Annotated in this window: 16 protein-coding genes and 1 tRNA gene; 6 read left to right on the top strand and 11 right to left on the bottom strand. The window is 71.5% G+C overall.

Features of this window, described 5'->3' with window-relative positions:
• Positions 1 to 260: 260 nt before the first annotated feature.
• The 6 genes from IE317_RS05845 to IE317_RS05820 all read right to left on the bottom strand — a co-directional run bounded on the left by IE317_RS05845 (position 261) and on the right by IE317_RS05820 (position 4794).
• Positions 261 to 671 carry a hypothetical protein gene (locus tag IE317_RS05845; protein WP_191306999.1) on the bottom strand — a complete coding sequence of 137 codons (411 nt, stop codon included), beginning with the start codon at positions 669 to 671 and terminating at the stop codon, positions 261 to 263.
• Positions 672 to 822: 151 nt separating this feature from the next.
• A tRNA-Ala gene (locus tag IE317_RS05840) sits at positions 823 to 895 on the bottom strand.
• 54 nt (positions 896 to 949) lie between these two features.
• Positions 950 to 1783 carry a divisome protein SepX/GlpR gene (sepX, locus tag IE317_RS05835; RefSeq protein WP_191306998.1) on the bottom strand — a complete coding sequence of 278 codons (834 nt, stop codon included), beginning with the start codon at positions 1781 to 1783 and terminating at the stop codon, positions 950 to 952.
• 163 nt (positions 1784 to 1946) lie between these two features.
• Positions 1947 to 2615, bottom strand: coding sequence for a GNAT family N-acetyltransferase (locus IE317_RS05830; protein WP_191306997.1), 669 nt, complete (start codon positions 2613 to 2615; stop codon positions 1947 to 1949).
• Positions 2615 to 3892, bottom strand: a complete 1278-nt coding sequence (gene glp, locus IE317_RS05825; RefSeq protein ID WP_191306996.1) for a molybdotransferase-like divisome protein Glp — start codon at positions 3890 to 3892, stop codon at positions 2615 to 2617. Before glp ends, IE317_RS05830 begins: the two co-directional genes overlap by 1 nt.
• Positions 3889 to 4794 carry a UTP--glucose-1-phosphate uridylyltransferase gene (locus IE317_RS05820; protein WP_191306995.1) on the bottom strand — a complete coding sequence of 302 codons (906 nt, stop codon included), beginning with the start codon at positions 4792 to 4794 and terminating at the stop codon, positions 3889 to 3891. The genes glp and IE317_RS05820 overlap by 4 nt, the downstream gene beginning before the upstream one ends.
• A gap of 24 nt (positions 4795 to 4818) precedes the next feature.
• Between IE317_RS05820 and IE317_RS05815 the strand changes: the two genes are divergently transcribed.
• The 4 genes from IE317_RS05815 (at position 4819) to mscL (ending at position 7022) form a co-directional block, all read left to right on the top strand.
• A complete protein-coding gene (locus tag IE317_RS05815) occupies positions 4819 to 5409 on the top strand; it encodes a 5-formyltetrahydrofolate cyclo-ligase (RefSeq protein WP_191306994.1) in 591 nt (196 codons plus the stop codon).
• 86 nt (positions 5410 to 5495) lie between these two features.
• Positions 5496 to 5795: an FmdB family zinc ribbon protein gene (locus tag IE317_RS05810; protein ID WP_191306993.1), complete on the top strand. Its 300-nt coding sequence runs from the start codon at positions 5496 to 5498 to the stop codon at positions 5793 to 5795.
• A gap of 130 nt (positions 5796 to 5925) precedes the next feature.
• The gene (locus IE317_RS05805) at positions 5926 to 6543 is read left to right on the top strand and encodes an SAF domain-containing protein (RefSeq protein WP_191306992.1); all 618 of its coding nucleotides are present in this window, start codon (positions 5926 to 5928) and stop codon (positions 6541 to 6543) included.
• A gap of 59 nt (positions 6544 to 6602) precedes the next feature.
• Positions 6603 to 7022, top strand: a complete 420-nt coding sequence (gene mscL / locus IE317_RS05800) for a large-conductance mechanosensitive channel protein MscL (protein WP_191306991.1) — start codon at positions 6603 to 6605, stop codon at positions 7020 to 7022.
• Positions 7023 to 7028: 6 nt separating this feature from the next.
• Here mscL and IE317_RS05795 read toward each other — a convergent pair whose 3' ends face one another.
• Together IE317_RS05795 and IE317_RS05790 are read right to left on the bottom strand one after the other, a co-directional pair.
• Complete coding sequence (locus IE317_RS05795) at positions 7029 to 7205, bottom strand: hypothetical protein (protein WP_191306990.1); 177 nt, start codon at positions 7203 to 7205, stop codon at positions 7029 to 7031.
• A 322-nt stretch (positions 7206 to 7527) separates the two neighbouring features.
• Complete coding sequence (locus IE317_RS05790) at positions 7528 to 8028, bottom strand: MogA/MoaB family molybdenum cofactor biosynthesis protein (RefSeq protein WP_013230045.1); 501 nt, start codon at positions 8026 to 8028, stop codon at positions 7528 to 7530.
• Positions 8029 to 8151: 123 nt separating this feature from the next.
• Between IE317_RS05790 and IE317_RS05785 the strand changes: the two genes are divergently transcribed.
• The gene (locus IE317_RS05785) at positions 8152 to 9213 is read left to right on the top strand and encodes an NAD-dependent epimerase/dehydratase family protein (protein WP_191306989.1); all 1062 of its coding nucleotides are present in this window, start codon (positions 8152 to 8154) and stop codon (positions 9211 to 9213) included.
• Here the strand turns inward: IE317_RS05785 and IE317_RS05780 are convergent.
• Entirely contained in the window at positions 9203 to 9967 is a 765-nt protein-coding gene (locus IE317_RS05780) for a nuclear transport factor 2 family protein (RefSeq protein WP_191306988.1), read from the bottom strand. The two genes, IE317_RS05785 and IE317_RS05780, sit on opposite strands and share 11 nt — an antisense overlap.
• A gap of 64 nt (positions 9968 to 10031) precedes the next feature.
• Between IE317_RS05780 and IE317_RS05775 the strand changes: the two genes are divergently transcribed.
• Positions 10032 to 11015, top strand: coding sequence for a helix-turn-helix transcriptional regulator (locus IE317_RS05775; RefSeq protein WP_191306987.1), 984 nt, complete (start codon positions 10032 to 10034; stop codon positions 11013 to 11015).
• Positions 11016 to 11067: 52 nt separating this feature from the next.
• Here the strand turns inward: IE317_RS05775 and IE317_RS05770 are convergent, their stop codons facing one another.
• Both IE317_RS05770 and IE317_RS05765 read right to left on the bottom strand, forming a co-directional pair.
• Positions 11068 to 12117, bottom strand: coding sequence for a sensor histidine kinase (locus IE317_RS05770; RefSeq protein WP_191306986.1), 1050 nt, complete (start codon positions 12115 to 12117; stop codon positions 11068 to 11070).
• Positions 12114 to 12815 carry a response regulator transcription factor gene (locus IE317_RS05765; RefSeq protein ID WP_191306985.1) on the bottom strand — a complete coding sequence of 234 codons (702 nt, stop codon included), beginning with the start codon at positions 12813 to 12815 and terminating at the stop codon, positions 12114 to 12116. Before IE317_RS05765 ends, IE317_RS05770 begins: the two co-directional genes overlap by 4 nt.
• Between the last annotated feature and the right edge of the window lie 9 nt (positions 12816 to 12824).

Below are 12824 nucleotides of genomic sequence, written 5' to 3'. Positions count from 1 at the left end.
GCCCACCACATGCCTGGTAGGCCAGAAGGCGCGCAACGGCGGCACACTCGGACGCGCGAGCTCGGCTACCTTAACCACATCGACCACTCCGACGGCCGCGTGATCCGCACGATCATCGTCGATCCCGAACGGGCGCGCCACCCGGCGACACCCACATAAGAAGGTGTCCGAGAACAAGAATTCGCCAATGCTGCGGGATCGCTACTACCTCGGATACGTCGAATACGACGGCGAAGAAATCCAGAGGCGGCACGAGCCGCTCATCGACGAGGATCTCTTCGAAGAAGGGGCTGTGCCAAGCACCTCACGTCAACGTCACGCTCGTCGAGGACGCGGTTGAGCGCCACTACTCCGCGATTCGCTTCAGCCAGCCGTTCATCGCCGACATGCGCGACCAGATCGATGCTGTGCTCGGCGAGCAGGAAAAGTCCGCACACCTGCTGCGCAAGCAGATCCCGGCACAGCTCAAGGAACTCGACACGAAGGAGGAGAACTTGATCGACCTCGCCGCCGACAGCACGCTGCCTCGGACCAACGCCGGCCTTGTCCTCCTCGAACAGCCCGACCAGCTGTATCAACGCTGCAACGACCAACAGCGCCGCCTGCTCAACCAAGCGATCTTCCACACCATCTACATCGAGGACGACAAGATCACAGACGGCGAACTCCACGCCATTCAAGGTCAGCGGGCCGCAGCAACCGGCGCGGAGGGCACAACCAAAAGGACCACCCGCGATGCGGGTGGTCCTGGCTCGCCGTCAGGCGTCGCGGTCCTACTGCGCGGCCTTTATTCAGGCACTTGTTCTACTAAGATTCCTAGGGTGGAGCTGAGGGGAATCGAACCCCTGACCTTCTCGATGCGAACGAGACGCGCTACCAACTGCGCTACAGCCCCTTGGTTGTGCTCATAGAGCTTAGCAGTGCCCCACGAGCACCCCACGCAGGGGGGTCACTCGCCGACCGCACGCCGATAAGGCCCGGTCCCGGGCTCGTCGAGCTCCTCGAACGCCGGGTCTTCGTCGTCGAGGTCGACGACGACCGCGCTGCGGCGGACGCGGGACGTCGGGGACGGGCGGCGTTCGACGACCTCGCGGCGGACCGGCTCGACGACCTCCACGGCCTCCGAGGCTTCCACGTGGTCCTCTTCCGCCGCCGAAGGAGGCGTGGACGGACGCCGGGGCGCGCGGGTGCTGTTGAAGCGGGCGAGCCGGCGCTGGCGGATCTCCTCCTCGATGCGCACCTGGCGGCGCAGGTACACGAGGTACCCGACGAGCACGACGTCGACCACGCCGTGGCCCCACCAGGCCAGCGGGACGACGAAGCCGGCGACGAAGCCGGTGATCACCGCGATCGCGAACAGGATGACGACGATGCGCTGCCGGAAGCTGTACTTGGCCCGGGCCGCGATCTCGGCGGCCTCCGGGTCGAAGCCGCCGCGGCCGGGCCGGTAGCTCGGCCGGTCGCGCTCGGCCCGGGAGGCGCGCGAGCCGCGGACCGGCTGCGGGAGCGGCTCGGGTTCGGGCTCCGGTTCGTCGAGGTCGTCGTCGAGTTCAAGGTCGGCCTCCAGCTCGGCGAGGTCGTCCTCGACCGAGGGCCGGGACTTCCCGGGATCGTCGGACATGGCGAATTCCTCCCGGTCTTCGTTGCGTCCACTGCGCACGACCCTGGCCGCGAGCGCCGAGTCGGCCGTTCTCGCGACCTGCTGCCGCCTACGCGCGACCATGGGCACGAGTACGACGAGCCATGCCGCGGCGAGCGCGACGATGATCACGGAGCTGGGCATCTCCCGTCACCTCCCCCGATCCTTCCACCACGAATCACGTTAGTCACAGGAGTAACAGATCGGGCGGAGGCTCGCCGGGTTCGATCACGGAAAAGCCTCACCGGATTAGGTGAAACTCACAGCATGTGGTAACGCGGCTACCGACCCGGGTGGGTAATCACGTTCAGGCGTAGTCGGCGCGGCCCGCCGCGACCAGCCGCGACACCAGCCCGGACCCGGTCTCCTCGCGCGTGACGGCGTAGCAGTAGTGGTCCCGCCATCCGCCCGCAACGTCGAGGTAGCGCTCGAACAAGCCCTCGCGCCGGTAGCCCGCCTTGGTGAGAACCCGCAGGCTGGCGGCGTTTTCCGGCCGCACGGTGGCCTCCAGCCGGTGCAGCCCGGCCGGACCGAACGCGTGGTCGGTGACGAGCGCGACGGCCGCCGTCGCCACCCCGCCGCGGACCACCTCGGACGACACCCAGTAGCCGATCCAGGCCGACCGAAGCGACGCCCGGATGACGTTACCCACAGTAATCTGGCCCGCGAGACGACCGTCCAGGGTGATGGTGAACGGGAGACACTGACCACGGCGAGCGAGCGAACGCAGCGCCGCCCACTGCGACGGCCACGACCAGAAGGCGTTGCGTTCCGGCCACGGTCCCACTCCGGTGGGTTCCCACATTTCGAGGTGCGCGCGGTCCCGGAGCCGGATCCGGCTCCACTCGCCGGCGTCGCGCAGCCGGACCGGCCGGACCGCGACCTCGCCCGCGGGCACCCGCAGCGGGCCGAGCCGGGCCGGCCAGCCCGGGTGCCGGCTCTCGACCGGGTAGGACACGCCCGACACGGAGTTCATCAGGCCCGTTGCGCCAGGAAGGTGACTTGGACCTGTTCGCCCGCGGCGACCTCGGTCGCCTCTTCCGGCACGTTGATCAGGCAGTTCGCCTCGGCCAGCGACGCGAGCAGGTGCGCCCCGGACTGGCCCAGCGGCTGGACCAGGTACTCGCCGTTGGCCTCGTCGCGCAGCAGCTGACCGCGCAGGAACCCGCGCCTGCCCTCGGTCGAGGTGACCGGCGACAGCAGCCGGGCGCCGACGATCCGCCGGTGCGGGTTGCGGGTCCCGCGCGCCGCCCGGATCAGCGGCCGCACCAGGACCTCGAACACCACCAGCGCGCTCATCGGGTTGCCCGGGATGAGGAACGTCGGCACCGAGTCGGGGCCCAGCCTGCCGAACCCCTGCACCGAGCCGGGGTGCATCGCGACCCGCGTCATGTCGATCCGGCCGAGGTCGGACAGCGCGGCGTGGACCTCGTCGCCGGTGGCGCCCCCGGCGCCGCCCGCGACCACGACGATCTCCGACATCAGCAGCCGTCCCTCGACGACTTCCCGCAGCCGCTTCGGCTCGCTCGGCACGATGCCGACCCGGCTGACCTCGGCGCCCGCGTCCCGGGCGGCGGCGGCCAGCGCGTAGGAGTTGACGTCGTAGACCTGCCCGACCGACGGCGTCCGGTCGATGTCGACCAGCTCGTCGCCGACGGACACGATCGACACCCGCGGCCGCGGGTAGACCAGGACCTTCGCCCGCCCGACCGCGGCCAGCAGGCCCACCTGGGCCGAGCCGATCGTGTCGCCGCGGCGCACCGCGACGTCCCCGATCTGGACGTCCTCGCCCGCCCGCCGCACGTACCCCGCCGAGGGCACCGACCGGTGCACCGTGACCTTCGCCTGGTGCCCGTCGGTGTAGGCGAGCGGCACGACGGCGTCGGCCAGCGTCGGCAGCGGCGCGCCCGTGTCGACCCGCACGGCCTGGCCGGGCTGGAGCCGCCGCGGCTGGCGTGAGCCCGCCGCGATCTCCCCGACGACCGGCAGCTGCACCGGCTCCTGCCCGGCGGTGCGCACGTCGACGCTGCGCACTGCGTACCCGTCGATCGCGGCCTGGTCGAAGCCGGGCAGCGCGTGCTCGGCGACCACCTCCTCGGCGCAGAGCAACCCCTGGGCCTCGGAGATCGCCACCCGTACCGGCTGCGGCCGGACGGCGGCGTCCAAGGTCATCGAGATCTGCGCGTCGACCGAGCGCAGCTCGGCCTCGTCCCCGGCCACTTCGGGCCGCGCCGCGTCGAGGGATTCCGTCATGGGCGCTCTGTCCCGATCCGTTCCGTCAGCCACGCCCGTAAAGATGGACCGTACTCGGGCGTTTCAAGCGCGAAATCGACCGCGGCGCGCAGGAAACCACCCGGATTCCCCAGGTCGTGGCGTCCACCGCGGTGGACGACGACGTGGACGGGGTGTCCTTCGGAGATCAGCAGCGCGACGGCGTCGGTCAGCTGCAGCTCGCCGCCGCTGCCCGGGGTGATCCGCTTGAGCGCGTCGAAGATCGCCCGGTCGAGCAGGTACCGCCCGGCCGCGGCGTAGGTCGACGGCGCGTCTTCCGGCTTCGGCTTCTCGACCATCCCGTGCACGCGCTTGACGTCGTCGTCGTCGGTGTCGGTGACGTCGAAGACGCCGTACGGCGAGATCTCGGCCTTCGGGATGTCGAACGCGCACAGGACGCTGCCGCCGAACTCGGCGCGGACGGCGCTCATCTTCTCCAGCACGCCGGTGGGCAGGACCAGGTCGTCGGGCAGCAGCACGGCGACCGCCTCGTCGTCCGGGCGCAGGTTCGGCTCGGCCTGCGCGACGGCGTGGCCGAGGCCGAGCGCCTGCTCCTGGATGGCGGTCTCGACGGCGAGCAGGTCGTGCCCGCGGCGGACCTTCTCCAGCAGCGCAGTCTTGCCCTTGCTCTCGAGGTTCTCCTCGAGCTCGGGCTGCTTTTCGAAGTACCGGACAACGGCGTCCTTGCCCGGCGAGGTCACGATGACCAGGCGTTCCGCGCCGGCGGCGGCGGCCTCGGCGGCGACCAGCTCGATGCCCGGCGTGTCCACCACCGGGAGGAGCTCCTTGGGCACGGCCTTCGTCGCCGGGAGGAACCGTGTCCCCAGGCCGGCGGCAGGCACGATGGCGGTTCTGAACGTCTGAGTGGTTGCGGCGCCCGTCATGGGCGCAGAGCCTAACGTGAGGTCATGCACGCGCCGGACAATGAGCACCTGAGCAAGACGGAGTGGCGTGACCGGCTGACCCGCGCCCGGGCGGGGCAGGCAGCCGAATCCCACGCGCAGGAGGCGTCGGCGCTGGTCAGTGCGGTGTCGAAGGTCACAGCGAGCACGGTGTGCGCGTACCTGCCGTTCGGCACCGAACCGGGGACCACGGCCTTCGTCGACGCGCTGGTTGTCGGCGGTGCGCGGGTGCTGCTGCCCGTCATCCGGTCGCGGACCGATCCGCTCGACTGGGCCGAGTACACCGGCGAGGCCGATCTGGTGCCCAGCCGCTTCCGCGGCATTCGCGAGCCGGGCGGGAAACGCCTGGGTACCGACGCCGTCGGGGCGGCGGAGCTGGTGCTGGTGCCCGCGCTGGCCGTGGACCGCCGAGGCGTCCGGCTCGGCCGGGGGGCCGGCCACTACGACCGCTCGCTGGTCTTCGCCGCTCCCGGCGCCGCGCTGCTGGCCGTCGTGCGGGACGAAGAGCTGGTCGAACGGCTGCCCGGGGAGCCGCACGACGTGCGCATGACCGGGGCCTTGACGCCGGGTCGAGGCGTGGTCGAGCTGCCGGTGTGAGCAACCAGGAATTGCTTTCCGGGAAGGTTTTCCCGCACAATCGGGTTAGCACTCAGGTCGGATGAGTGCCAGCAAAGGAGCCGTCAGTGCCTACGTACCAGTACGCCTGCAAAGAATGCGACCACCGGTTCGAAGCCGTGCAGTCGTTCTCGGACCCCAGCCTGACCGTCTGCCCGCAGTGCTCCGGGGCGCTGCGCAAGGTCTTCAGCTCGGTCGGCGTCGTCTTCAAGGGAAGCGGGTTCTACCGCACGGATTCGCGCGACTCGAGCAAGTCGAGCACCGCGGCCACCCCGGCGAAGACCGAGACCAAGACGGAGTCGAAGTCCGACACGAGCTCGGCATCCTCCTCTTCGACCACGACGAAAACGGCCGCCGCGGCGTCCTGACCCGAGAGTTGTCCACAACACCCCGGTTGTCCACAGATGCCGGACGTGGCCCTTCCGGCGGCCCGTCCGGCTTCCCTAACGTCGATCCCGTGCGGCACACCGCCGCACTCGATCCGGCCGAGGGGGCCCCGTGGACATCCTGCCGAAGCTTCGCTCGCTTCACCTGACCCGGCTGCAGAGCCGGCGGACGCGGCTCATCCGCCGCTGGCTCGCCGTCGGCCTGCTCGTGCTGGGCGGGGTCCTGCTCGCTCATCCCGGCTCCGCGCGAGGCGCACCGACCGTCCTCGCGGCCCACGATCTCCCGTCCGGCGCGACGCTGCGCGCTGCCGACGTCCGGCTGGCCGACCTCCCCGGTGAAGCACGTCCGCCGGGTGCGCTGAGCACCCTCGACGCCGTCGATGGGCGCCTGCTGGCGGCCGCCGTCCGGGCCGGTGAGCCGCTGACCGACGTCCGGCTGGCCACGGCCCCCGCTCCGGGCGATCCCGGCACGGCGACCGTGCCGGTCCGCCTGGCCGACGTGGCGGTCGCCGAGCTGCTCCGGCCCGGGCAACGCGTCGACGTCGTCGCGGCGCCGGAGCCGGCCGCGCCCGCGTCCGTGCTGGCCGCCGGGGCGACGGTCGTGACGATCGGGCACCCGGAGACGTCCACGCTCAAGGGGCCGCTGGTGCTGCTCCGGCTTCCGGAGGCGTCCGCGACGAGGGTGGCGGCGATTTCACTGGAGCGTCCGGTAACGGTTACTCTCCGCTAGCCCACGCCTGCCGAGACGAGCGCGGGCGTCCCCGGTTCCGGTTTCGTGAGGAGAGCAAGGTGCTCAAAGGTTTCAAGGACTTCTTGATGCGCGGCAACGTCGTCGACCTCGCCGTGGCGGTGGTCATCGGCTCGGCGTTCACGGCGATCGTCACGGCCTTCACCAACGGCCTGATCAAGCCCCTGATCAGCACGATCGGCGGTACGAACGCCGCGAACGGCCTCGGGTACCAGATCTTCGACAACAACCGGGCCACGTTCCTGGACTTCGGCAGCGTGATCAACGCGGCGATCAACTTCGTGCTGGTCGCGGCGGTGGTCTACTTCGTGATCGTGTTGCCGGTCAAGAAGGTGCAGGAGCGCCGCAAGCGCGGCCAGGAGCCGGGCCCCTCGGAGCCGACGGACGTGGAGCTGCTGACCGAAATCCGCGACCTGCTGCGCGCCCAGCAGTCCCACCAGCGCGGCACCGACCGCGACTGACACCGGTCAGCGGTCGTGGTGCGGTGGCCGGTTCTCCCGATACCAGTCGTCCGGGAGACCGGTGCGCCGCTCGGGATCACGCTCATCGGAGGTCGTCTCGGGCAGGACGTCCCCGAAGATCTCATCAACCCGCCGGCGCAGCTGCTCGCTGCTGGTCCGGGGATCACGTTCCTGGCCCGCCATACCCCCAGTCTCCCACGACCCGTTCTTTGACAACTCCAGAGTGAACCCCACCCCGGGCGGCGCCCGGCCGCTCGCGCGACGAGGCACCTCGAGCCGCCATCACGCCGTCCGGCTCCACCACGTCCGGCCGGTCGCCCGAAGAGGCCCACGAACCGCCACCATGCCCATCAGACCCCAGCGTCCGGCCGGTCCCTTGAGCAGGCCACAGACCGGGAGTCTGCCTCACACCCCGAGCCGAAATCCCGGCCGCAGGCGCCCGGAGCCGGGCACACCTCAAGCCCGGGAGCGACATCATTCACCCCCCGGGCCTTCCGAACGAAGATCAAACCTCTTCGAGCCCCGAGAGCTCATCGATCACATGCGGAACAAGCGAGGTCAGCGTCGCCATCCCATCCCGAACCGCGGACCGCGACCCGGCCAGGTTGACCACGAGCGTGCTACCGGACACCCCGGCGAGCCCGCGCGAAATCCCGGCGTCAACCGCGCCGGCGGCCAGCCCGGACGCCCGGATGGCCTCACTGATACCCGGAATGGGCCGGTCGAGCACACCGGCGGTGGCGTCGGGGGTCCGGTCACGCGGCAGCACACCGGTGCCGCCGACGGTGATCACCAGGTCGGCGCCGCCGATCACGGCGGTGTTGAGCGCGTTGCGGATACCCGCGGTCTCGGCCTCGACGACCACCACACCGTCGACGATGAAGCCCGCTTCTTCGAGCAGCTCCGTGACCAGCGGGCCAGTGGTGTCCTCGTGCTCGCCGTGCGCCACGCGATCGTCCACGATGACCACGAGGGCCCGGCCCAGCCGTTGTGCACTCCGTTCCATGGCGCCCACCGTAGCCGGTTTCGGCGCCCGGGCGACGGGAGGTGCCGGGTGAGTCCTGACGATTCGGTGACGTGACGGCGCAGGCTCCTGTGCGCCCCGGCGAAGATCCCTAGCGTGGCCGGGGTGCGCGTACTGGTCACCGGCGGAGCCGGGTTCATCGGGTCCCACATCGCCGACCTCCTGGCCGATGACGGCGACGAGGTCGTGGTGCTGGACAACCTCCTCCCCACGGCCCACGGTTCCCGGACCCCACCGCCGTACACCGGCAGGCACCGGTTCCTGCGCGGTGACGTCACGGACACCGAGATCGTCGTGGAGCTGCTGGACGGCGTCGACGCCGTCTGCCACCAGGCGGCGGTGGTCGGCCACGGGATCGACCCGTCGGACGCACCGTCGTACGCCCTGCACAACGACTACGGCACGGCGGTGCTGCTGGCCGGGATGCACGCGGCCGGCGTGCGGAAGCTGGTCCTGGCCTCCTCGATGGTCGTCTACGGCGAAGGCCGCTACGCCTGCCCGGACCACGGCGTGGTGGCACCGTCGCCGCGCCGTGGGTCCGATGTGGACGCCGGCCGGTTCGAGCCTCGCTGCCCGTCGTGCGAGGCGGAGCTGAGCTGGCAGCTGGTGCCCGAGGACGCGCCGCTGAACCCCCGCAGCACGTACGCGGCGACGAAGCTGGCCCAGGAACACCTGGCCGGCGCCTGGGCCCGCCAGACGGGCGGCACGGTGTGGGCCATGCGCTACCACAACGTCTACGGCCCGCGAATGCCTCAGAACACGCCGTACGCCGGAGTGGCGTCGCTCTTCCGTTCGGCACTGGCCCGCGGCGAGGCCCCCCGCGTCCTGGAGGACGGCCGCCAGCAGCGCGACTTCGTCCACGTCCACGACGTGGCCAGGGCCAACGTCCTGGCCCTGCGCACCGAAGCCCCGGCGGCCGAAATCACGCCGCTGAACATCTGTTCCGGCACGCCGCACACGGTGGGCGACCTGGCGGAGGAGCTGGCACGAGCCTGCAAGGGCCCGGCCCCGAAGGTGATCGGCGGCGCCCGCCCGGCCGACGTCCGCCACGTCGTCGCGGACCCGGCCCGCGCCCGCAAGCTCCTCGGCTTCACCGCGGAAATCGGCTTCGCGGAGGGAATCGCCGACTTCGCCACGGCGGAGTTGCGCGCCCCGGTCACCCGGTGAACGCCTGAGCGACGGTCAGGCTGTCTTCGTAGACGTGGTAGCGCGTGATCACGCCATTGTCGACGGTGAGGTGCAGCGCGCAGCGGGCTGCGTAGGCCCGGCCGGTCGCCTTCACCGTCTGGCGGATGTCACCGAGGACCACGGCGTCGCGGCCGTCGACCAGGATCCTCGGCGCCACGCCGCCCCGCTCGCCGTGGAAGGCGTTGAGCTCCCGGAAGTGGTCGGCGACGTCGGCGCGCGTCGACCGCTGCCGGATCCACGGCACCGCGGGATGGCCCGCCTCGGGCCAGTCGAGCTGCCAGTCGACGACGTCCGCGAACAGCGCGGCGATCCGGTCCGGGTCTCCGTCGGCCAGGCGGCCGAGGAAGTCCGTCACGACGGCCCGGGTGTTCGCCGCAGCTCCGGTGAACTGGTAGTCGCGGCCGATCCGGCCGTCCCGGTCCAGCAAGAGGACCACGGTGCCGCTCCACACCGGAGCGCCGCCGGCTGCGGGAACCATGTGGGTGGTGAAGGTGACCGCGTCGTGGTGGGTCACGCCGTCTTCCGCCGCGGCGAAGACGAACGCTCCGGGCGCGACGAACTGCTCGTGCGCGCCGGTGATCCGGGCCTCGACGGCATCGTGCCCCCGGTGTTCGGCGGTCTCGGTGTACTGCACGCCGTCTTCGGCCCACAGCTCGGTGACGACCCGGCGGCGCGCGGCGGGTTCGGGCTCGTTCCACACCGCGACATAGCGGTCGATCAGGGGTGAAGTCATGGCCAGGACGCTAGAGCCGGTTCCCTGCCACCTCCTGTCAGTGGATCCCGGCAGACTGGCGAACATGCGCGCGAGCCGCCTGGTGTCCCTGCTCCTCCTGCTGCAGTCCCGGGGCCGGGTCACCGCCCGGGAACTGGCGGAAGCGCTGGAGGTGTCGGTCCGGACGGTCTACCGGGACATCGACTCGCTGGGTGCCGCGGGCGTGCCGGTGTACGGAGAGCCCGGGCACGAGGGCGGGTACCGCCTGCTCGGCGGCTACCAGACCAGGTTGACCGGGCTCACCGCGGAGGAGGCCGAGGCGCTCTTCCTGACCGGTCTCCCGGCTGCGGCCGCCCAGCTCGGCCTGACTTCCGCAGCGGCCACCGCCCAGCGCAAGCTGCTGGCCGCGTTGCCCGCCGAGTTGCGGGGCCGCGCGGGCCGCGTCGCCGACCGGTTCCACCTCGACCTCCCGCCGTGGTACGTCGGCGCCGAGCGAACCCCCCACCTGGCACCGATCGCGGACGCCACCTGGAACCAGCAGGTCCTGCGGATCCGCTACCTGCGCTGGGCGGAGCCGCACGAGATCACCCGGACCGTGCAGCCGCACGGGCTGGTGCTGAAGGCCGGCAGCTGGTACCTCGTCGCTCGCGGCGAGGACCGGTTCCGCACCTACCGGATCTCCCGGATCCTCGAGGTGGAGCTCCTCTCCCGGTCGTTCGACCGCGCCGACGGGTTCGACCTGGCAAGCCACTGGGACGACTACCTCGACCACTTCGACCGCCGGCGGCACCGGGACACCGCGGTGCTCCGGCTCTCCCGCCGCGGCCTCGACCGGTTGCCGTCCCTCCTGGAGCCGGCCGTCGTCGCGGCCAGCAAGACGACGGCGGGGCCGGATCGGGCGGGCTGGACCGAGATCGAGATCCCCATCGAGTCGGTCGACGCCGCCGTGCCCGAGCTCCTCAAGTTCGGCGGTGACGTCGAGGTCGTCGCCCCGGAAGCGCTCCGAACGGAGATCATCCGGGCCCTGCGCGCGATGAACCGCGCCTACGGCGTCGAGGTCCGGAACTGACCGAGGCAGTCCACCCGGCCTCGCCAAGCGAAACCACGACCGGACACAGCGCCTAAGGCATCGCGAGTGGCAGGCGCACCTCGAACCGGCACCCCGGCCCGTGGTTGTGCACCCCGATCCGCCCCCGGTGCGCCTCCACCAGCCCCTTGGCGATCGCCAGGCCGAGCCCACCCCCGCTGGTCGTCCCGCCGCGCTCCGGGGTCCGCGCCTGCGTCCCGCGGAACGCGACGTCGAACACCCGGTTGATCTCGTCGTCCGGGATGCCACCGCAGGAGTCGTCGACGGCGAGCAGGGCCTCGTCGCCGTCGACGCCGATCTGCACCGCGACCGTCCCGTCCGGCGGGGTGTGCCGGATCGCATTGGACACCAGGTTCCGCACGATCCGGGCCAGTTCCGGGTCGCTGCCGGTCACCACCGGCCAGGTCGACGCGTTGGCGAGCACCCGAACCCGCTTCCGGTGGGCCACCGGTGCCTGCGCGGCGACGGCGTCGCTCACGACGTCCCGCAGCGGCACCGCGGACATCGTGAGCTCCAGGGCGCCCGCGGTGATCCGCGAGAGCTCGAACAGGTCGCCGACCATCGCGGACAGCCGCCGGGTTTCGCCGCTGATCCGCTGGGCGTAGTCGGCGACCTCGTCGCGTTCGGACACCACGCCGTCGGCCAGCGCTTCGGCCATCGCCTGGATCCCGGCGAGCGGGCTGCGCAGGTCGTGGCTGATCCAGGCGACCAGTTCGCGCCGCGACGCCTCGGCGGCGCGTTCCCGCTCGCGCGCCTCGCGCTCCCACACGCTCCGGCGCGCGATGGCCCGGCCGAGGACGATCGCCGCGGGCACGGTGACCAGCGCGACGAGCAGGCAGACCAGCAGCATCGTGGTCAGGGCCGGGGTGAACATGAACCCGCTGATCCCCAGGACGCCGACCAGCGTGGCGAGCACCGGGATCAGCACCAGCACCGTGAGCGTGGTGGCCAGCGAACCCCGGCGCAGGACGTACAACGCCACACCGCCCAGCGCCGCGACCGGCAGCGAAAACAGCAGCGCCAGCGGCAGGATGTGCCAGAGGTGGGTCAGGATCTCGTCGAAGGACTCGCCCGAGCCGATCACGGCTGCTCCCGGTCGTAGCGGTAGCCGACACCCCACACGGTCGCCACCCGGGTCGGCTTGGCCGGGTCGCGCTCGATCTTCTCGCGCAACCGTCGCACGTGGACGGTCACTGTGGACTGGTCGCCGAAGTCCCAGCTCCACACCTTCTCGAGCAGGTCCGCGCGCGAGTAGGCCACGCCGGGGTGGGCGAGGAAGAACGCCAGCAGGTCGAACTCCCGGGTGGTGAGCGGCAGTTCGCGGCCGCCGAGGGTCGCGGTGCGCGCCTTCATCTGCAGGCGCAGGTCGCCGTCCACGAGCTCGGCGGCGGCCGGCTCCGGGCGGGGCATCCGGGCGCGGCGCAGCACCGACGCGACCCGGAGGGCCAGTTCCTTGGGGCTGAACGGTTTGGTCACGTAGTCGTCGGCGCCGAGCTGGAGCCCGGCGATGCGGTTCTCCTCCTCGCCGAGGGCGGTGAGCATGACGATCGGCACCTGGCTCACCTGGCGCAGCCGCCGGCACACCTCCAGGCCGTTGATCCCCGGCATCATGACGTCGAGCACGACCAGGTCCGGCTCGTGCGCGGCGAACTTCGCCAGGCCCTCGGCGCCGTCACCGGCCATGTCGACGGTGAACCCGCCCACCTCGAGGTAGCGGCGGACGACGTCGCGGACCGTCTCGTCGTCGTCGACCACGAGCACCCGCCCGGCCTGATCGTGCATCACGTCTCC

Origin of the sequence: Amycolatopsis bullii, assembly GCF_014654205.1 — a bacterium.
GTDB lineage: Bacteria > Actinomycetota > Actinomycetes > Mycobacteriales > Pseudonocardiaceae > Amycolatopsis > Amycolatopsis plumensis.
The sequence above is the reverse complement of the archived record's forward strand: the minus strand, read 5'-3'. Positions and strand labels throughout refer to the sequence as shown.

Bases quoted from the DNA above. Each gene is read 5' to 3' on its own strand.
- sepX (WP_191306998.1), bottom strand. From the start codon at position 1,783: ATGCCCAGCTCCGTGATCATCGTCGCGCTCGCCGCGGCATGGCTCGTC.
- IE317_RS05830 (WP_191306997.1), bottom strand. From the start codon at position 2,615: ATGAACTCCGTGTCGGGCGTGTCCTACCCGGTCGAGAGCCGGCACCCG.
- glp (WP_191306996.1), bottom strand. From the start codon at position 3,892: ATGACGGAATCCCTCGACGCGGCGCGGCCCGAAGTGGCCGGGGACGAG.
- IE317_RS05820 (WP_191306995.1), bottom strand. From the start codon at position 4,794: ATGACGGGCGCCGCAACCACTCAGACGTTCAGAACCGCCATCGTGCCT.
- IE317_RS05815 (WP_191306994.1), top strand. From the start codon at position 4,819: ATGCACGCGCCGGACAATGAGCACCTGAGCAAGACGGAGTGGCGTGAC.
- IE317_RS05795 (WP_191306990.1), bottom strand. From the start codon at position 7,205: ATGGCGGGCCAGGAACGTGATCCCCGGACCAGCAGCGAGCAGCTGCGC.
- IE317_RS05790 (WP_013230045.1), bottom strand. From the start codon at position 8,028: ATGGAACGGAGTGCACAACGGCTGGGCCGGGCCCTCGTGGTCATCGTG.
- IE317_RS05780 (WP_191306988.1), bottom strand. From the start codon at position 9,967: ATGACTTCACCCCTGATCGACCGCTATGTCGCGGTGTGGAACGAGCCC.
- IE317_RS05775 (WP_191306987.1), top strand. From the start codon at position 10,032: ATGCGCGCGAGCCGCCTGGTGTCCCTGCTCCTCCTGCTGCAGTCCCGG.
- IE317_RS05765 (WP_191306985.1), bottom strand. From the start codon at position 12,815: ATGCACGATCAGGCCGGGCGGGTGCTCGTGGTCGACGACGACGAGACG.